Source organism: Bacillus sp. AK031 (genome assembly GCF_053903065.1).
Map to the genome: position 1 here is coordinate 4,267,501 of NZ_CP096424.1, position 20,000 is coordinate 4,287,500.

At 44.7% G+C, this 20,000-nt stretch carries 15 protein-coding genes, 2 tRNA genes, 2 rRNA genes, 1 other RNA gene and 1 other annotated feature (2 of these 21 only partly in view); of the genes, 5 read left to right on the forward strand and 15 right to left on the reverse strand.

Annotated elements, in window-relative coordinates:
* From recR to tadA, 5 genes are all read right to left on the reverse strand, one after another.
* Nucleotides 1-197: the 5' portion of a recombination mediator RecR gene (gene recR / locus M1E09_RS21845; RefSeq protein WP_456272850.1), read on the reverse strand. 400 nt of this gene lie to the left of the window's left edge; only the first 197 of its 597 coding nucleotides appear in the window; its start codon is at nt 195-197; its stop codon lies off the left edge, out of view.
* Between the two features lie 11 nt (nt 198-208).
* Entirely contained in the window at nt 209-529 is a 321-nt protein-coding gene (locus tag M1E09_RS21850) for a YbaB/EbfC family nucleoid-associated protein (protein WP_456272851.1), read from the reverse strand.
* A 24-nt stretch (nt 530-553) separates the two neighbouring features.
* Nucleotides 554-2,245 carry a DNA polymerase III subunit gamma/tau gene (gene dnaX / locus M1E09_RS21855; protein WP_456272852.1) on the reverse strand — a complete coding sequence of 564 codons (1,692 nt, stop codon included), beginning with the start codon at nt 2,243-2,245 and terminating at the stop codon, nt 554-556.
* Between the two features lie 207 nt (nt 2,246-2,452).
* An RNA gene (gene ffs / locus M1E09_RS21860) (signal recognition particle sRNA large type) lies at nt 2,453-2,717 on the reverse strand.
* Between the two features lie 80 nt (nt 2,718-2,797).
* The gene (tadA, locus tag M1E09_RS21865; RefSeq protein WP_456272853.1) at nt 2,798-3,319 is read right to left on the reverse strand and encodes a tRNA adenosine(34) deaminase TadA; all 522 of its coding nucleotides are present in this window, start codon (nt 3,317-3,319) and stop codon (nt 2,798-2,800) included.
* Between the two features lie 100 nt (nt 3,320-3,419).
* Between tadA and M1E09_RS21870 the strand changes: the two genes are divergently transcribed.
* The 4 genes from M1E09_RS21870 to M1E09_RS21885 all read left to right on the forward strand — a co-directional run bounded on the left by M1E09_RS21870 (nt 3,420) and on the right by M1E09_RS21885 (nt 6,895).
* Complete coding sequence (locus M1E09_RS21870; RefSeq protein WP_456272854.1) at nt 3,420-3,980, forward strand: isochorismatase family cysteine hydrolase; 561 nt, start codon at nt 3,420-3,422, stop codon at nt 3,978-3,980.
* Nucleotides 3,981-4,133: 153 nt separating this feature from the next.
* On the forward strand, nt 4,134-5,417 hold the full coding sequence (locus tag M1E09_RS21875; RefSeq protein ID WP_456272855.1) for a LysM peptidoglycan-binding domain-containing protein: 1,284 nt from the start codon (nt 4,134-4,136) through the stop codon (nt 5,415-5,417).
* A gap of 172 nt (nt 5,418-5,589) precedes the next feature.
* Entirely contained in the window at nt 5,590-6,243 is a 654-nt protein-coding gene (locus M1E09_RS21880) for a deoxynucleoside kinase (RefSeq protein ID WP_456272856.1), read from the forward strand.
* Nucleotides 6,227-6,895, forward strand: a complete 669-nt coding sequence (locus tag M1E09_RS21885) for a deoxynucleoside kinase (protein WP_456272857.1) — start codon at nt 6,227-6,229, stop codon at nt 6,893-6,895. Before M1E09_RS21880 ends, M1E09_RS21885 begins: the two co-directional genes overlap by 17 nt.
* Nucleotides 6,896-7,118: 223 nt before the next feature.
* On the opposite strand, the gene M1E09_RS21890 is transcribed toward M1E09_RS21885, so the two are convergent.
* From M1E09_RS21890 to guaB, 6 genes are all read right to left on the reverse strand, one after another.
* Nucleotides 7,119-7,211, reverse strand: a tRNA-Ser gene (locus tag M1E09_RS21890).
* 145 nt (nt 7,212-7,356) lie between these two features.
* Nucleotides 7,357-8,637, reverse strand: a complete 1,281-nt coding sequence (gene serS, locus M1E09_RS21895; RefSeq protein WP_456272858.1) for a serine--tRNA ligase — start codon at nt 8,635-8,637, stop codon at nt 7,357-7,359.
* Between the two features lie 69 nt (nt 8,638-8,706).
* Nucleotides 8,707-8,933 (reverse strand) — a binding site (T-box leader).
* A gap of 53 nt (nt 8,934-8,986) precedes the next feature.
* A complete protein-coding gene (gene pdxT, locus M1E09_RS21900) occupies nt 8,987-9,577 on the reverse strand; it encodes a pyridoxal 5'-phosphate synthase glutaminase subunit PdxT (RefSeq protein ID WP_456272859.1) in 591 nt (196 codons plus the stop codon).
* Between the two features lie 3 nt (nt 9,578-9,580).
* Nucleotides 9,581-10,462, reverse strand: coding sequence for a pyridoxal 5'-phosphate synthase lyase subunit PdxS (pdxS, locus tag M1E09_RS21905; protein ID WP_456272860.1), 882 nt, complete (start codon nt 10,460-10,462; stop codon nt 9,581-9,583).
* Nucleotides 10,463-10,650: 188 nt separating this feature from the next.
* Nucleotides 10,651-11,997 carry a D-alanyl-D-alanine carboxypeptidase family protein gene (locus M1E09_RS21910; protein WP_456275053.1) on the reverse strand — a complete coding sequence of 449 codons (1,347 nt, stop codon included), beginning with the start codon at nt 11,995-11,997 and terminating at the stop codon, nt 10,651-10,653.
* Nucleotides 11,998-12,122: 125 nt separating this feature from the next.
* Nucleotides 12,123-13,586, reverse strand: a complete 1,464-nt coding sequence (gene guaB / locus M1E09_RS21915; RefSeq protein WP_456272861.1) for an IMP dehydrogenase — start codon at nt 13,584-13,586, stop codon at nt 12,123-12,125.
* 111 nt (nt 13,587-13,697) lie between these two features.
* Here guaB and M1E09_RS21920 point away from each other — a divergent pair, with 111 nt between their 5' ends.
* Nucleotides 13,698-14,639, forward strand: coding sequence for a YaaC family protein (locus M1E09_RS21920; protein ID WP_456272862.1), 942 nt, complete (start codon nt 13,698-13,700; stop codon nt 14,637-14,639).
* A gap of 157 nt (nt 14,640-14,796) precedes the next feature.
* Here the strand turns inward: M1E09_RS21920 and M1E09_RS21925 are convergent, their stop codons facing one another.
* From M1E09_RS21925 to M1E09_RS21940, 4 genes are all read right to left on the reverse strand, one after another.
* A complete protein-coding gene (locus M1E09_RS21925) occupies nt 14,797-15,273 on the reverse strand; it encodes a glutathione peroxidase (protein WP_456272863.1) in 477 nt (158 codons plus the stop codon).
* Between the two features lie 1,338 nt (nt 15,274-16,611).
* Nucleotides 16,612-16,728, reverse strand: a 5S ribosomal RNA gene (rrf, locus tag M1E09_RS21930).
* 84 nt (nt 16,729-16,812) lie between these two features.
* A 23S ribosomal RNA gene (locus tag M1E09_RS21935) occupies nt 16,813-19,748 on the reverse strand.
* 205 nt (nt 19,749-19,953) lie between these two features.
* Nucleotides 19,954-20,000 (reverse strand) — tRNA-Ala (locus M1E09_RS21940); it runs 29 nt beyond the window's last position.

Here is a 20,000-nt window from a genome sequence, read left to right on the forward strand (position 1 = left end):
TGATCTGTTATATGGCCGCACACTGAACAGTATGTCAGCTTTCGCTTGGCATTGACCAGTGCCTTTGCGAATTCCAGCACAGTGTCTTCTTTCATGCCTAAAACAAAAAATGCCAGCCGGGCCGCAGTTTTCGGCCCGATGCCCGGCAATTTCATGAAGCTGTCAATAAGCTTCGATATTGGTTCAGGATAGTGCATATAAAAGCCTCCTAGAACATTCCCGGTAAGTTCATTCCTTTGGTGAATTGTCCCATAGTTGAATTCGTGAGTTCATCCGCCTGTTTCAATGCATCGTTTGTTGCTGCAAGAACAAGGTCTTGAAGCATTTCGATATCTTCTGGATCTACTACTTCTTCTTTAATGTTAACTTCAAGTACTTCCTTGTGGCCGGAAACGATTACAGATACCATTCCGCCGCCCGCTGTTCCTTCCAGACGCTTTTCTCCCAATTCTTCCTGAGCTTGAGCCATCTGTTTTTGCATTTTCTGCATTTGTTTCATCATACCTTGCATATTTCCCATTCCACGCATAGTAAAAAACCTCCAATTAGTAATTTAATCTTTTATTTCTATTAATTCTTCTCCTACAAGCTTTTTAGCTTCCGCAATAAGCGGGTCTTCCACTTCCTCGCCTGCAGCAGAATCTGGATCATCATTTCTTTGGTGTTTAATGAATTCTTCTCTTACACTTTGCCACTGATTCTCAGGAATTCCAAGCGGCTGGTACTCCGTGCCGGTTAACTGTCCCAATATCGAGCCCAGCGCCTCTGTGAAGCCAGCGTTTTCCATCGCCATTTGGCAATGAATATCATATTTGAATTTTAATATGAACGTTTTGGAGGAAGCAGCTACAGGTTCCGCATCATTGAGTAATGCAGCTTGCGAGCGCATTTGCCGCTGGTTAAGAACTTCAAGCATTTCACCCCAACGGCTCTTGATTGAATTCAAATCTTCTTTCGTTGCCGTTTTCAATACTTCCTGGACCTGGCCTGTCGGAACCTTAAACCCTTTACGGGAAGATGCAGGCCTCTTTTTCGGAGCGGGAGCCGCTTCAGCCTGGGCAGCAGGGATTCCAGTTGCTTTAAGCTGCTTCAATTCATTTTCCAGGCTTTGCACCTTTTGCATAAGCTGCCCTATTTCCGGTGAGGTTCCATTGTTTTCAACTTCGATTTGGCAGAGTTTCACAATGGAGACTTCAATGTAGATACGGGCATGATTGGTGAATTTCATTTCCTGCTGTGCTTCATTCAGTATATCAATAAATTTATAAATATGCTGAGGTGAAACCTTTTCAGCCAGTTCCTTAAAGTCATCATCAAGCATGACTCTTTCCAGGGATTCTTCCAGGTTAGGGGCTGTCTGATGCAACAGCATGTCCCTGAAGTACAGCACGAGATCTTCTGTCAGCCTTGCCGGATCTTTCCCTTGAAAGAGTAATTCTTCCAGAGCTTGAAGGGCATCTGGCACTTGGTTTTCGAAGATCGCTTTCGCCAGTCTGTTCAAATACACTTGTGAGACTGCGCCGGTTACCGTCAAGGCATCGTCTACCGTCACTCTATCCTGACTGAATGAGATCGCCTGGTCCAGCAGGCTGAGAGCATCACGCATACCGCCTTCAGCTGCCCTGGCAACAACATGCAATGCTTTTTCTTCATATTGTACACCCGACTCATCGGCGATATGAGTCATTCTTCCCACAATGTCCCTTGCCGTAATCCTCTTGAAATCAAATCTCTGACATCTCGAAATGATCGTAAGGGGAATCTTGTGGGGTTCGGTGGTCGCAAGAATAAAGATTACATGCTTTGGCGGCTCTTCCAGTGTTTTCAACAGAGCATTGAAGGCTCCGATAGAAAGCATATGAACCTCGTCTATGATGTAGACCTTGTAGGAGACAACATTGGGTGCATATTTAACTTTGTCCCTGATATCCCGGATTTCTTCAACACCATTGTTTGAGGCGGCATCGATCTCAATGACATCCGGAATCGATCCATCTGTAATTCCGAGACAGGAGTCACATTCGTTACACGGTTCCGATACCGGTGCCCTTTCACAGTTGACTGCTTTAGCCAAAATTTTTGCCGCACTGGTTTTCCCTGTACCCCTCGGTCCAGAAAAAAGATAGGCATGTGATATTTTTTGCTGGAGGAGAGCATTTTGCAATGTTTTTGTTACGTGCTGCTGGCCGACTACATCAATGAACTGCTGTGGCCGCCAGACCCTGTATAAAGCTTGATAACTCAAAACATTCTCCTCCTTTTATATGTATTCTTATTATCTTGAATCCGTCTCTTCATCGGCATCCCGTTCTAGTAAAAATCAATCTCATCTATCTATTATAACGTAAGTAAATTTATTTTTACAAAGACTCTTTTACTATTATAGATGTTTTTATGTACATATAAAAAACTCACCCCCTAAAGGATGAGTTTTATTATGTGTATTAAACTGCCGTGCACCTTCCATCGACATGCATCCATAAGCGTTACTCAAGCAGTTAGCTCGGCCCAGGCAACCCCGCGGCACATGGGAGAGTCCACTTAATGCTGCTTCCTTCCGGACCTGACATGGTTCATGGATTCCCATTGCGCAGGACCCGGGCGTCAACACCACTTACTTGAGGCAGGCCTTACAGAGTGCAAGCCTCGGGAAGGGATTCAGCCTCGCTAGAGCGGATTGCGAGTACAGGGCACCGCTACCTCCCCGCCTAGCACGGCAAAATTGATACCATATTTAGTTGCGCCGTTGTCCGACGCAAATATTAGTATACTAGCTCTTACGGAAAAAAGCAACGGGTTATCCATTGTCAATTCCTGTATCCTGTTCCAATTGTGCTTTCCGTTTTTGTTTTTCTTCCTTCTTCCTTGTTCTCAATGCCCGAAAGAAGTTGGACAACAGCTGGCCGCACTCTTCCTCGAGCACCCCGGGCACCACCTCACATTGATGGTTGAACCGCGAATCGTCCAGAAGGTTCATCAGTGTTCCTGCGCAGCCGGCTTTTGGATCTGGCGCCCCATACACGACCTTTTGAATACGGGATAAGAGAATCGCTCCTGCACACATCGGACAAGGCTCGAGTGTCACATATAGTTCTGCGTTCTCCAGCCGCCACGTTCCCAGCTTACCGCATGCCTCTTCAATTGCCAGCAGTTCTGCGTGAGTTACGGCATTCTGTGTTGTTTCTCTTAAATTGTGGGCCGCCGCGATCACTTCGCCCTCAAGCACAACTATGGCACCTATGGGCACTTCCGCCTTCTCTTCTGCTTTTTTCGCTTCTTCAATGGCTAGTTTCATAAAGTATTCCTGCTTGCTGTCCATTGCAAATGACTCCTTATCGTTTGAAAAAGTTTCTTGTGTCCCTCTATAGGCGGATAAAACCGCCCGCCGCTCCTTACACTAACCTAAAGGAGGCAGATTGATGGATAATGTAAGCAGCAAAACCGCACTGTTAATAATTGATATTTTAAACCCTTTTGATTTCAAACATGGCAGGACTCTCGCCGAACATACAATCAAGGCAGTCGAGCCTCTCAAGTCATTACGATCTATCTGCCATGCAAATGAAATACCCGTTATCTATATTAATGACCATTATAACCTCTGGCAGGCAGATTTGGAAAAGATCTATAAAAAGTGCCTGAATGACAGGAGCCAACCTGTCATAGAAGCATTAAAGCCCGGACAGGATGATTATTTCCTGATCAAGCCAAAACATTCTGCTTTTTATGGTACTGCACTGAATACCCTTCTTCATTCTTTAGGAGTGGATACACTGATTTTAACAGGTATCGCAGGAAACATTTGTGTACTGTTCACCGCCAACGATGCTTATATGAGAGAATTCAATTTGATCATCCCGGTAGACTGCATCGCCTCAGTCAGCGAAAATGATAACCAGTATGCCATAGAAATGATGAAAAATGTACTGAAGGCAGAAGTGCTTGTTTCTGATAGGCTGTTTTCATCATTTCACCGCTAGGTTGACTGAAGCGGAAATCACTCTAAGCTTTGTAATTAACGAGAGATGTCTTAAAAACACATGACGTTTAAAATAAATCTCTCATAATCATCATACTTCCCTCTCTTCTCACATACATTTTTTACAGTGAAAAAGTAAAAGGGAGGGCAAGTTATGCAAATCCATGTAGTCCAACCCAATCAGTCGCTATTCGGAATTGCTCAGACTTATAATTCTAATGTAGAAGATATTGTGGAGGCCAATGATCTCCCCAACCCCGACAATCTGGTTGTAGGCCAGACACTCGTCATCCCCATCGTCGGCCTGTTTTATTTCGTGCAGCCCGGTGACAGTTTGTGGTCGATCAGCCAAAGATTCGGGCTCACTTATCAGGAGCTGGCTCAAATCAATGGAATATCAGTCAATCAGCCTCTGCAGGCAGGTTTTCGCTTATATATCCCCGAACGTCCTAAAAGAGATGGTGAGTTCAATGCATATGTAGAACCATATGGAACGACCGTACAGCCAAACCTGGAAGAAAGTGCGCGTGATGCAGCTCCTTACTTGACCTATCTGGCACCGTTTGACTTTGAAGCGAAACGGGATGGTACATTGAAAGAACCGCCCCTTGGCAACCTGCTGGAAATCGGCCGTGCAAACGGGAATGTTCTCATGATGGCCATCACCAACCAGGAGGAAGGCCAATTCAGCGATGAAGTCGGAAGGATCCTTCTGAACGACCAGAATATCCAAAACAAATTCCTTAATAATGTCGTCGCCACAGCCAAGAAATATGGGTTCAGAGATATCCACTTTGACTTTGAATACTTAAGGCCGCAGGACAGAGAAGCCTACAATCGATTCCTGCAAAAAGCGAAAAACCGGTTCAACCAGGAAGGATGGCTCCTTTCCACCGCCCTGGCCCCTAAAACGAGTGCCGGGCAAAAAGGAAAATGGTATGAAGCCCATGATTACAAAGCGCATGGCGAGATTGTCGATTTTGTCGTTATCATGACGTATGAATGGGGATACAGCGGAGGACCGCCGATGGCTGTTTCACCAATAGGTCCTGTAAGGGAAGTCCTGGAGTATGCCCTAAGTGAAATGCCGGCATCCAAAATCATGATGGGCCAAAACCTTTACGGCTATGATTGGACGCTCCCGTTTAAACAAGGTGACATTGCCAAGGCAGTGAGCCCGCAGAGAGCAATAGAAATTGCTGCACAGTATAACGTTCCTATTCAATACGATGCAGAGGCACAGGCACCATTTTTCAACTACCAGGATGAAGAAGGAAATCAGCATCGGGTGTGGTTTGAGGATGCCCGATCCATACAGGCAAAGTTTGATCTGATGAAGGAACTGAATTTACGCGGAATGAGTTACTGGAAATTAGGCCTTCCATTCCCGCAAAACTGGCTGTTGATCACGGATAATTTCAACGTTGTAAAACGATGACAGCGAAAGCCGTTCTCCTTAAATGCAAAGGGGAATGGCTTTTTTTATTTCTTGTTTTACCACTTAAAAAGTCCCCCCCAACACCTATATATTGTGTTAAAATAACACTTGTCGTCATTTGGCGGGTACATGTCGAATAAGAATCCATATTGTCGGAGAAGGAGGACATTGTATGGGGAAAATTCCATTCATTACGGTCGAAGGGCCGATTGGGGTAGGAAAAACTTCACTGGCAAAAGCACTTTCAGCACATTTCAATTTTCACCTGTTAAAAGAAATTGTTGATGAAAATCCATTTTTAGATAAATTTTATGACAACATTGATGAATGGAGCTTTCAAACCGAAATGTTTTTCTTATGCAACCGTTATAAGCAGCTGGAAGACATTGAAACACATTTCATCTCTCAGGATAAACCAGTCGTTGCTGATTATCATATTCTTAAGAACCTCATTTTTGCAGAGAGAACGTTAAAAAATAAACAGTTTGATAAATATTTGAACATCTATCAAATACTAACCGAAGATATGCCTGTACCAAATGTGGTCATCTATTTGAATGCAAGCCTTGATACGCTTCTCAAGCGGATTGCCCTAAGGGGAAGGGAATTTGAAAAGAAAATAAGCCCTCTTTACCTTGAACAGCTGTCCCTCGACTATGAAAGGCATATGCTGCAATTTGAAAGCAAGTACAGCAATGTTCCAGTTCTCCGTTTTAACGGCGATGAAATGGACTTTGTTAAAAATAAAGATGATTTGGCACTTATCATAGATTCTCTCGATCAAACATTGAAAAAAGGAGCTTGCTATCATGAATCTTCGAAATAAATACGGGATTCCCAGCAATTCGGTCATCACAATTGCCGGAACTGTCGGAGTCGGGAAATCGACGATGACGAACGGCCTTGCTAATGCACTGGGTTTCCGTACATCATTTGAAAAAGTAGATACAAATCCGTATCTTGATAAATTTTATGAGGATTTCAAAAGCTGGAGCTTTCACCTTCAAGTTTACTTCCTTGCAGAACGCTTTAAAGAACAGAAGAAAATCTTTGAATATGGCGGCGGCTTTATTCAAGACCGCTCCATCTATGAAGATACCGGGATTTTCGCCAAGATGCATTACGAAAAAGGGAACATGTCAGCTGTCGACTATGACACATACACAAGCCTGTTCGATGCAATGGTGATGACACCATATTTCCCTCACCCTGATCTGCTGATATATCTAGAAGGTTCGATTGATGATGTGGTGGACCGAATCCGTGAAAGAGGACGTCCAATGGAACAGCAGACACCTGTTGAATACTGGCAGGAAATGCACGTCCGTTACGAGAATTGGATTGATTCATTTAACGCCTGTCCGGTGCTGCGATTGAATATTAACGACTACGATCTGGTCAATGATGAAAATTCAATTGAACCGATTATTGAAAGAGTCGGATATTTTATTGAACAGACACGCTTGCTTAAGCAATAAAGAAAAGGATGAAAGAGTTCTTACACTCTCTCATCCTTTTTTTATTTTATTGTATTAAAGAGTGATGTTGTTTTTATGACCTATTTAGAGGGTGCTGCCTGATTTCCGCTCCTGGACATGTGAAGAGTTTGATTCATGACATTTTAAAACGCAAAAAAACCGCTGCACAGGCAGCGGTTTTCTATCTCCAATATTTATGCGCTATGGTTAATTTAAAAATCAATGGCGGAGGAAGAGGGATTCGAACCCCCGCGGGCTTTAACACCCCTGTCGGTTTTCAAGACCGATCCCTTCAGCCGGACTTGGGTATTCCTCCGTATCGACAAGAATTATAATATCATGGACAGACTATTTAAGTCAATAATATTTCTATATTTTTTCTAAAAAAATCTATATTGCTCTAACTCATTAGATAATAATCGGCGGAAATCAATGGTTCCGCCGATTATCAGACATTCAAATTACTTAGGTTTTATAACTTCTACGCCGCCCATGTAAGGTCTTAACACCTCAGGGATGGCGATACTGCCGTCTTCCTGTTGATAATTCTCCAAGATAGCAGCGACCGTACGGCCCAGTGCAAGTCCAGATCCATTCAATGTATGAACATGTTCCGGTTTTGCGCCTGGCTCGCGGCGGAAGCGGATGTTGGCACGGCGGGCTTGGAAAGCCTCAAAGTTACTGCAAGAAGAAATCTCACGGTACGTATCGTAGCTCGGGATCCACACTTCAATATCGTATTTCTTCGCTGCTGTAAATCCCAGATCAGCTGTACACATAGACATTACTCGGTAAGGCAGCTCCAGAAGTTGAAGCACTTTTTCTGCATGGCCGGTCAGCTTCTCAAGCTCATCATAAGATTCTTCCGGGCGGACAAAGCGAACCAGTTCCACTTTGTTGAATTGGTGCTGGCGAATCAGTCCTCTGGTGTCACGGCCCGCAGATCCCGCTTCAGAACGGAAGCACGCACTGAAAGCTGTATAAGCGATTGGAAGCTGGTCATTCACCAGGATTTCATCACGGTGGTAGTTCGTCACAGGTACTTCGGCAGTCGGGACAAGGAAGTAATCTTCACTGTCGATCAAGAACGCATCTTCTTCGAACTTTGGCAGCTGTCCAGTCCCTGTCATGCTTTCCCGGTTAACCATATATGGAGGCAGCATCTCTTCGTATCCATGTTCATCGTTATGAAGATCCATCATGAAGTTGATCAAGGCACGTTCCAATCTTGCCCCCAGCCCTTTATAAAATACGAAACGGCTTCCCGTTACTTTACTCGCTCTTTCGAAATCAAGGATTCCCAATTCAGTCGCCAGATCCCAGTGAGGTTTTGGTTCAAATTCAAATGAACGAACTTCTCCCCATTTGCGGGCTTCCACATTATCATCCTCTGTAGCGCCGACAGGCACACTTTCATGAGGGATATTAGGAATAGACAGCATCAGGTGCTCAAGAGCGCCTTCCACTTCTCTTAATTCTTCATCGAATTTCTTGATCATGCTTCCCACTTCACGCATTTCCACGATAAGATCATCTGCATTTTCTTTCTGCTTTTTCATTTCAGCGATACGTTGAGAAACCTCATTACGCTTGCTTTTTAAATTCTCAGTTTCCACAAGCAGTTCTCTTCTTCTGACATCAAGCTCTTCAAACTTTTCAAAGTCGCTTAAATCTTCTCCACGGTCTTGAAGACGGTTTTTGACCTCTTCAAAATTGGCTCTTAAATATTTGATATCAAGCACTATTGTTTCCTCCTTTGTCTCGATTTCGTTAGAGTAACCATTTTGGAACACAAAAAACCCCCATCCCATAAAAGGGACGGAGGTTCCGCGTTGCCACCCTGATTGAAAATAGTATGCACACTACTTTCCTCTTAAGTCTAATAACGGCTTTCACCGAAAGTACATACTGGCAAACAAGTTGTGTTCAGTACTTTACTCAAGGATGGATTCATGGGGTGCTTCTATCGGTTCTCACCAGCCACCGACTCTCTGAAAAAAAAGCAGTCCGCATTACTATTTCCTCTCAACGATTTCGAGCGATTAAGTTTGTATAATAAGTTACTACAATTATGTGCTCATTGCAATAGGGTTATGCCATTTGTTTTTCTTTAGCTTCTTCCACCATCTTGATGAAATATCCAGTCAGGCGGTTATCTGAAGTCAATTCCGGGTGGAATGAACATCCAAGGAACTGGCCTTCACGGGCAAGAACAATTCTGCCTTCATGCTTTGCAAGCACTTCAACATTTTCTCCTGCTTCCACAATATGCGGTGCACGGATGAATACCGCGTTATAACCTTCACCCACTTGGGCAATATCAAGATCAACTTCGAAGCTTTCACGCTGGCGTCCGAATGAGTTTCTTTCCACCGTGACATCCATGACACCCAGATGAGGTTCTGCATATCCAACGATATTTTTCGCAAGGAGGATCAATCCTGCACATGTTCCAAATACCGGTTTACCCTGAGCAATGAACTCCCTCATTGGTTCCATGAAGCCGTAAAGATCAATTAAACGGCGCATAGTCGTACTTTCACCGCCAGGGAAAATCAACCCGTCGATACCTTCCAGCTGTGTCGCTTTTTTCACGACTACTGCTTCTGCACCATTCGCCTGGATTGCACGGACATGTTCTCTTACAGCTCCCTGAAGCCCTAATACTCCGATCTTCAACATTAATTACCAGCCGCGTTCTTGCATGCGGTTTTCAGGAGTCAGAGAAGAGATCTCGATCCCTTTCATCGCAATACCAAGGTTTTTAGAAAGCTTAGCAATCAGTTCATAATCTTCATAGTGAGTAGTCGCTTCCACAATCGCTTTCGCAAAACGCTCAGGGTTGTCTGATTTGAAGATACCAGAACCGACAAACACTCCATCTGCACCAAGCTGCATCATAAGAGCTGCATCTGCAGGAGTCGCGATACCGCCGGCTGCAAAGTTAACAACCGGCAAACGGCCATTTTCTTTGATTTCAAGAAGCAATTCATATGGAGCGCCAAGCAATTTTGCCTCAGTCATGATTTCATCCGTGCTCATGTTCACAAGCTTGCGCACTTGCGCATTTACTTGTCTCATATGGCGTACAGCTTCAACGATGTTTCCTGTACCAGGCTCACCCTTTGTACGAAGCATGGAAGCACCTTCACCAATACGGCGTGCTGCTTCGCCTAAATCACGGCATCCGCAGACAAATGGCACTGTGTAATCTCTTTTATTCAAGTGGTATTCTTCATCAGCTGGAGTCAATACTTCACTCTCGTCGATGTAATCCACTCCCATTGATTCCAATATACGCGCTTCCACAATGTGGCCGATACGTGCTTTTGCCATAACCGGGATTGAAACAGCTCCCATAACCTCTTCGACAATACGAGGGTCTGCCATTCTCGCAACTCCGCCTGCTGCGCGGATATCTGCAGGAACACGCTCAAGCGCCATAACCGCAACCGCGCCAGAAGCTTCTGCGATTTTCGCCTGCTCTGCGTTTACAACGTCCATGATGACGCCGCCTTTTTGCATTTCAGCCATTCCACGTTTTACTACGTCTGTACCCGTTTTCATTTCTATATGTCCCCCTTCATAGTCCTATCTATATTCTCAACAAAAAAACAGTATTATTGTAAGGAAAAAATTACGAACTTAACCAGGAATATATTTTTCCCCCATGCTAAATAAACAACAAAAACCACCTCATGTCAAGACAAGTGATGGTTTTTGTTGAACAAACTCATATGTGGTTAATCTTAATATTAGAACCAGCCTTTTACTGTGGAAGTAATGCCGCCCCAAATATCAGAGAAGAAGCCTCCGATAGCTCTCATCGATAATGTGAACCAGTTCGCCTTCTCTACTGCATCCGCTGTTACAACAGAAACTTGTCCATTGGCAGAAGCCTTGTCAGTGATGAACCCGAGCTCATCTCCGCCTTCTACAGTCAAGTAGCCAACTTGCTCCTCATCCTTAACCGGAGCTGTAAGCTGTTTCTCTTCGTTCAGCTTTTCTTTATTCAGTACCAGCTTCGGCTTGAATTCTTTCTCTCCATTTTTCACAACCATTTTCAATGGTTCTTGTGTATGGATCGCTACTTCTTTCTCTTTCCCTTTTTCAACAGGGAGAACCTTTTGGCCTTTAACCTCATAATTCGCAGGGAAGATCTCTTCCATGGTGAAATTATTGAAAGCATAATTCATCAGGTTTTCCGTCTGGGCAAATCGAGCATGATAAGGGTTTTCCCCTTCATTCGGCTGAGCATCCATGACAACGGTAATGTATCTCATGCCGTTTCTCTCTGCTGTTCCTGTAAAGCAGTAACCGGCAAAATCAGTTGTACCTGTCTTAAGGCCGTCCATGCCTTCATATTCGTAAACCAGCCCTGGAAGCATCCAGTTCCAGTTTTGCATTTCCACTTCACCAAACATCTTTTTCGGTACACTTGAAGTTTCTAATACTTCCGGAAACTCGTTAATTAACTGGTACGCCAGTTTAGCCGTATCTTTAGCAGACATTACGTTCTCTTCTTCTGCACCGGTTCCTTCGGGACGAAGTTCACCAAGATCACGGTTATTCAATCCTGTTGAGTTAACAAATTTATAAGACTCAAGGCCAAGCTCTGCAGCCTTGTCATTCATCATTTTCACAAAATTCGATTCAGATCCTGCAATAATATTCGCAAGTGCCATTGTCGCAGCATTCGCAGAATAAATGGCCATCGCTTCATACAGCTCTCTTACTGTGTACTGCGCTTCAGCTTCTAATGGGACATTACTTAAACCTGTAAGGTGAGACAAATTGGAAAGCGGCACAGGGACGGTATACTGCTGATCCCAATCGACCTTTCCTTCATTCACTGCTTCAAGGAGCAAATACTCTGTCATCATTTTGGTCATGCTGGCAATTCCAAGGGCCGTTTCCGAATTCTTTTCATAAATGATCTTACCTGTTTCCGCTTCGACAATGATTGCTGCTTCTGCGTTGACAGTAAGCGCATCTTCAGCATTTGCTGAATTGAACGGCTGAAAAACTCCTGCTGCTAAAACTAATACCAGAAATGAAACGACAGATTTTTGAAACCAATTTTTCACTTTGTAGCCCTCCATCAATTTATGTAAACACTTTTGTTATTTTATCATATTAGCACTATTTATAATAGAAAGAGTATTTTCCTAGTTTAGGAAATAAAAAACAGGACTCTCATGAAGAAAGTCCTGAATGCGTCTTATTTTTATAAAGAGTAGTTTGGCGCTTCTTTTGTAATCTGAACATCATGCGGATGGCTTTCTCTTAGTCCTGCACCCGTCATTCTTGTGAATTGCGCTTCTTCTCTTAATGCTTGGAGATCCTTTGACCCGCAGTAACCCATCCCAGATCGCAATCCGCCTATCAGTTGATAAAGAGTATCTGAAAGCGGCCCCTTATAAGGTAGCCTTCCTTCAATTCCTTCTGGAACGAATTTTTTGTTTTCCTCTTGGAAGTAACGATCTTTTGAACCTTTTTCCATGGAACTGACAGATCCCATTCCACGGTATACCTTAAAACGGCGTCCTTGGAAAATTTCCGTTTCACCAGGGCTTTCAGAAGTGCCTGCCAGAAGGCTGCCCAGCATAACGGCATGTCCACCGGCTGCCAATGCCTTAGCGATATCTCCTGAATACTTGATTCCGCCATCAGCAATGATTGATTTGCCGTGTTTTCTTGCTTCTGTCGCACAATCATAAATAGCCGTGATTTGCGGAACCCCCACACCTGCGACCACACGTGTCGTACAGATCGAACCAGGACCGATCCCGACTTTGACCACATCTGCTCCTGCCTCAAATAATGCGCTGGTTGCTTCCGCAGTTGCCACATTTCCGGCAATGATGTTCAAGTCAGGGTATTGTTGCCTAATCTCTCTCACAACCTGGAGAACCCCTGCAGAGTGTCCATGGGCAGTATCTATAACGATGACATCCACCTGAGACTTAACAAGCTGTTCAACCCTCTTCATCGTATCTCCGGAGACACCGACCGCGGCACCTGCAAGCAGACGCCCATGTTTATCCTTTGCTGAATGGGGGAATTCAATGACTTTTTCAATATCTTTGATTGTAATCAGGCCCTTTAACACTCCATCTTCATCAATCAAAGGCAGTTTTTCAATTTTATATTTCTGCAACATTTTCTCTGCTTCATCCAGAGTTGTTCCAACCGGTGCTGTAACCAAGTTTTCTTTTGTCATCACATCAGAAATAGGAATTGAGTAATCCTGGATAAACCGCAGATCTCTATTTGTCAGGATGCCAACAAGTTTTTGTTCATCAAAATTGTTTACTATTGGAACACCGGAAATGCGATACTTACCCATAAGGTGCTCAGCATCAAAAACCTGATGCTCTGGAGATAAGAAAAATGGATCGGAAATGACTCCGCTTTCTGAACGCTTTACTTTGTCCACCTGTTCAGCTTGCTGTTCAATACTCATATTCTTATGAATAATACCTAAACCACCCTGCCTTGCCATCGCAATCGCCATTTCCGCCTCAGTGACTGTATCCATACCTGCACTGATAACCGGAACAGTTAAATTTAAGGTATCTGTCAAACTCACCTTAATGCTGACATCTTTCGGTAATACCTCTGATTTGGCAGGAAGCAGCAAAACATCATCAAACGTTAAACCCTCTTTAGCAAATTTCGTTTCCCACATCTTTCTCGTCCCCCTTTTCCGAAAATATTATTAGTAGGTTATCAATTGGTTAAAATACTGTCAAGAAGAACTTTATTAGTTAGATTATTCGGATAACTTGGAGGTCATATCATGATATCCCCCGCTTCAGTTTGGGAATCACTAAGCTGTTTCCACTCAGCTGAAATGTCTCAGAAATACTTGAAAAAATGTTACCAAAAACTCTCATTAAAGGAAGCCGAAGTTCAAAGCTATAATAATTGCTATCCGTTCATATATTACCTTGAACAAGGTGAACTTTACTTCAAGCAGGCTCTTATGACCCCGCTGTCTATCCAGCCAATCTTGTTATTCTATGGCTACATACATCTCATCAAAGCCTGTGTCCTGACCATCGATCCTTTTTATCCTCAGAACACTTCTGTTCTAGCCCACGGAGTAACAAGCAGGAAGAGAAAAAAACAGCAATACAGTTTTCTGAACGATGAAATCAAAATACAAAAAAATGGGCTCCTTTCCCACTTCGCCCAAGAAATGTTTCACGTGAAACATTTGGAAGCGGAGAAGTTTAAAATGGGAGATCTCCTCTCCCAAATCCCTGAACTTGATGATACCTTTCGATTGGTGTTGGATAAACAGGCTCATTTATCTCTTTCATGTGGACAGGGGGCACTCTCCTATTCAGATGACATTCTAGATGCCTATCATATGTCGGAAGATCGTTTTATTAGCTTCCTAAAAGAAAAAACAACTGAAGAAATTGAGTTTGGTGAAAATAGACAATTTTTTTTACAAAATAAGCTTTGTGAACATCCTCCTATGAGACTCAACTTCAGAACGAACCAGTATTCGCTTACTGCTGATCGAACAGAGGCCTTTACCCTCCCGGAACCGATCATTCACTACCTGCTTTTATACAATTTGAGCATGATTGCACGGTATGAAACAGAATGGTGGAGCGAACTGATTAAATCAAATGCTTCGGATGATTATCCGTTCATTAAGAATTTTCTTTGCCTTTCCTTGGAAAAACCGCCTGTTCTAATTCGAAATTACCTTCATTCAAAAATGTAAAAGAGGTTCCCATTATTTTGGGAACCCCTTTTTATAGAGTATACCTTTAGTAAGTATTTTCTTATGTGCATAGGTTATGTTTGGGGTGTACGTTGATAGACTCTTGCTGGAGCACCAGTACCTGTATCCGGTCCAAACAAACGTCCACAGCCTGTATTTAAATAATCTTATCGATATCCTCTTTAATTTTTGAAGGAGTAGTCTGAGGAGCATATCTCTTTACTACATTACCGTCCCGATCGATGAGGAACTTCGTAAAATTCCATTTCACTTCAGAAGTCACAAGTCCCTTTTTTTCTTTAATCAAATACTTAAACAATGGATGAGCTCCTTCCCCTTTAACATCAATCTTTGAAAACATTGGGAAGTTGACTCCATAGTTAATTTGGCAGAACTCCATGATATCTTTATCATTATCAAATTCTTGATTCATAAATTGGTCAGAAGGAAAACCAAGAATAGTAAAGCCCTTTTCCTTATATTCTTCAAACAGCGATTGCAGCTCTTCGAATTGAGGAGTAAATCCGCACTTGCTTGCCGTATTAACAATAAGCATCACTTCGCCTTGATAATTACTTAGGGAAACCTCTTCGCCATTTGGCTTTTTCGCACTGTATTCATAGATTGAGGACATCATCATCTCTCCTTTTTTCTGGTTAGACTTAGCGTACTGGATACGGGAGGGTTAAGCAAATTTGAAGTGCTGATTGATGGGAAGATATTGCACATAATTTGGGGGCGGTGCATAAGGAATTCCATTGTAATTTCTTTTGAAATCTGTTGCAGAGGAGTTTTGGTTTTCAATTTTAGAAAAGGCAATCCTCTTCTTTTGGGTTTCTGGTCAGTTCACGAGATAGTTTCTTTCTGTGAATTTGGTAATAAACTGAGGATACTCATATATTCCAAAAAAGGCTCATATAATTGAAATCCTGCTCATAAATTCCCTTTTATGCTCATAAACATGGCGAATTGGCTCATATATCTGAAATTAGACTAATAAACTGATCTGGCAGCCGATCAGTTGTCTTGTAAGATGGCCAATTCTACTTAGATGGGTGGTGTTTAGTTCTACTTTCTATTTAGTAGACCGCAATTAGTAACTTTTTGTTTGTTTTGATTCGATTACGTCCTTGTTCCATGGGCCGTTTCCTCTCCGGTGTTCACTCCCTCGTGTCCTTGACCTTCTTGCTCCTCCCCATATTCGCTCCTGCTTTTGATGAAATCCAGAAACTATTTCACTTATTTATCCGCTCTTTTTAGACACAAGGCTTTGTTAAAGAGTGATGTTGTCTTTGGAACCCCTCTATAAAAGGTATTGCCTGATTTCCGCTCCAGGTGCGCGACTCCGCGGGGCGGGCGTTGAGCCTCCTCGGCTTCGCCTGCGGGGTTACGTTCCAGTGGGTACGTAACCTTGGTCTCACCTGTCCCGCTAATCCCGCAGGAGGTCGCACACCTTCCTCTCCAATCAACAGTTGTTTCAAATCTCACTGAAACATTAAGTTTTTAGAACTAAGAAATATGTCCTTTCTATGACGGAACCCATAATTATAATAACTATTCAAAAGATCAAAGAAGCAGCTGAAAAATTGTTGCGATTTATGAAGGAATAAATTAATCCGCAATAAACCTGAATAACAACATCATCAACTAACAAAACCAAATACAAAAAAGAGCACCTCAACAAAGGTACTCTCTGTTTGCCTGGCGACGTCCTACTCTCACAGGGGGAGCCCCAACTACCATCGGCACTGAAGGCTTGGCCGGCGATGAGCGGCGAATCTCTTCGTCCGCTTCGCTCGTTCACATCCTCATGGGCAGAGCCCACTCCGGTGTTCTCTCCCTCTCGTCCTCGACCTTCTTGCTCCTTCCCACCCGAGCTCTGCTCCTGAATAATCTCCAGAACTAGACAAACTAATCGTGAATAATTTATATATATACAAAAAAGAGCACCACTTCGGGTACTCTTTTGGGCGCCTGGCGACGTCCTACTCTCACAGGGGGAGATCCCCCAACTACCATCGGCGCTGAAGAGCTTAACTTCCGTGTTCGGCATGGGAACGGGTGTGACCTCTTCGCCTTAATCACCAGACATATTTAATTGAAAGAACATCGTTCTCTCAAAACTAGATAAAGTATGAAGAAAAGAAAGTATTCCGAGTTTCGCGCTTAAATTGTGGTTAAGTCCTCGATCGATTAGTATCTGTCAGCTGCACGTGTCGCCACGCTTCCACCTCAGACCTATCTACCTGATCATCTTTCAGGGATCTTACTCACATAAAGTGATGGGAAATCTCATCTCGAGGGGGGCTTCATGCTTAGATGCTTTCAGCACTTATCCCTTCCGCACATAGCTACCCAGCGATGCCTTTGGCAAGACAACTGGTACACCAGCGGTGCGTCCATCCCGGTCCTCTCGTACTAAGGACAGCTCCTCTCAAATTTCCTGCGCCCACGACGGATAGGGACCGAACTGTCTCACGACGTTCTGAACCCAGCTCGCGTACCGCTTTAATGGGCGAACAGCCCAACCCTTGGGACCGACTACAGCCCCAGGATGCGATGAGCCGACATCGAGGTGCCAAACCTCCCCGTCGATGTGGACTCTTGGGGGAGATAAGCCTGTTATCCCCGGGGTAGCTTTTATCCGTTGAGCGATGGCCCTTCCATGCGGAACCACCGGATCACTAAGCCCGACTTTCGTCCCTGCTCGACTTGTAGGTCTCGCAGTCAAGCTCCCTTGTGCCTTTACACTCTGCGAATGATTTCCAACCATTCTGAGGGAACCTTTGGGCGCCTCCGTTACTCTTTAGGAGGCGACCGCCCCAGTCAAACTGCCCACCTGACACTGTCTCCCACCCCGATCAGGGGCGAGGGTTAGAAGTTCAACACAGCCAGGGTAGTATCCCACCAGCGCCTCCACCGAAGCTGGCGCTCCGGTTTCCAAGGCTCCTACCTATCCTGTACAAGCTGTGCCAAAATTCAATATCAGGCTACAGTAAAGCTCCACGGGGTCTTTCCGTCCTGTCGCGGGTAACCTGCATCTTCACAGGTACTATAATTTCACCGAGTCTCTCGTTGAGACAGTGCCCAGATCGTTGCGCCTTTCGTGCGGGTCGGAACTTACCCGACAAGGAATTTCGCTACCTTAGGACCGTTATAGTTACGGCCGCCGTTTACTGGGGCTTCGGTTCGCACCTTCGCTTGCGCTAAGCACTCCCCTTAACCTTCCAGCACCGGGCAGGCGTCAGCCCCTATACTTCGCCTTACGGCTTCGCAGAGACCTGTGTTTTTGCTAAACAGTCGCCTGGGCCTATTCACTGCGGCTCTCTCGGGCTTGCACCCTAACAGAGCACCCCTTCTCCCGAAGTTACGGGGTCATTTTGCCGAGTTCCTTAACGAGAGTTCTCTCGCTCACCTTAGGATTCTCTCCTCGCCTACCTGTGTCGGTTTGCGGTACGGGCACCTTTTTCCTCGCTAGAGGCTTTTCTTGGCAGTGTGGAATCAGGAACTTCGGTACTATATTTCCCTCGCTATCACAGCTCAGCCTTCACGGTGACGGGATTTGCCTCATCACCAGCCTAACTGCTTAGACGCGCATATCCAGCAGCGCGCTTACCCTATCCTCCTGCGTCCCCCCATTGCTCAAACGGAAAAGAGGTGGTACAGGAATATCAACCTGTTGTCCATCGCCTACGCCTTTCGGCCTCGGCTTAGGTCCCGACTAACCCTGAGCGGACGAGCCTTCCTCAGGAAACCTTAGGCATTCGGTGGACAGGATTCTCACCTGTCTTTCGCTACTCATACCGGCATTCTCACTTCTAAGCGCTCCACCAGTCCTTACGGTCCAGCTTCTCAGCCCTTAGAACGCTCTCCTACCACTGACACCAAACGGTGTCAATCCACAGCTTCGGTGATACGTTTAGCCCCGGTACATTTTCGGCGCAGAGTCACTCGACCAGTGAGCTATTACGCACTCTTTAAATGGTGGCTGCTTCTAAGCCAACATCCTGGTTGTCTAAGCAACTCCACATCCTTTTCCACTTAACGTATACTTTGGGACCTTAGCTGGTGGTCTGGGCTGTTTCCCTTTCGACTACGGATCTTATCACTCGCAGTCTGACTCCCATGGATAAGTCTTTGGCATTCGGAGTTTGTCTGAATTCGGTAACCCGATGAGGGCCCCTAGTCCAAACAGTGCTCTACCTCCAAGACTCTTACTACATGAGGCTAGCCCTAAAGCTATTTCGGAGAGAACCAGCTATCTCCAAGTTCGATTGGAATTTCTCCGCTACCCACACCTCATCCCCGCACTTTTCAACGTGCGTGGGTTCGGGCCTCCATTCAGTGTTACCTGAACTTCACCCTGGACATGGGTAGATCACCTGGTTTCGGGTCTACGACCACATACTCATTCGCCCTATTCAGACTCGCTTTCGCTGCGGCTCCGTCTTTCCGACTTAACCTTGCATGGGATCGTAACTCGCCGGTTCATTCTACAAAAGGCACGCCATCACCCGTTAACGGGCTCTGACTACTTGTAGGCACACGGTTTCAGGTTCTATTTCACTCCCCTTCCGGGGTGCTTTTCACCTTTCCCTCACGGTACTGGTTCACTATCGGTCACTAGGGAGTATTTAGCCTTGGGAGATGGTCCTCCCAGCTTCCGACGGGATTTCACGTGTCCCGCCGTACTCAGGATCCACTCAAGAGGGAACGAAGTTTCGACTACAGGGTTATTACCTTCTGTGACGAGCCTTTCCAGACTTCTTCGTCTACTTCGTTCCTTTGTAACTCCGTATAGAGTGTCCTACAACCCCAAGAGGCAAGCCTCTTGGTTTGGGCTAATCCCGTTTCGCTCGCCGCTACTCAGGGAATCGCGTTTGCTTTCTCTTCCTCCGGGTACTTAGATGTTTCAGTTCCCCGGGTCTGCCTTCCATACTCTATGTATTCAAGTATGGATACTGCACCATTACGTGCAGTGGGTTCCCCCATTCGGAAATCTCCGGATCAAAGCTTACTTACAGCTCCCCGAAGCATATCGGTGTTAGTCCCGTCCTTCATCGGCTCCTAGTGCCAAGGCATCCACCGTGCGCCCTTTCTAACTTAACCAAATGGTTAATCAAACAATATCTCATAAGAGATATCCTAAAATGGCGAATTCTCGGTTCTTTCTTGACTTTCTTCATATATCTTTATCTAGTTTTCAAAGAACAATGTTTTTTTACTCTGCTCCGTTAAAAAAATCTCCGTTGCATCGCTTTGCTGCGCGATGCTAAGGAGGATTATTTTACTTGCTTCGCTTCGTAAAAAATCTTGGTGGAGCCTAGCGGGATCGAACCGCTGACCTCCTGCGTGCAAAGC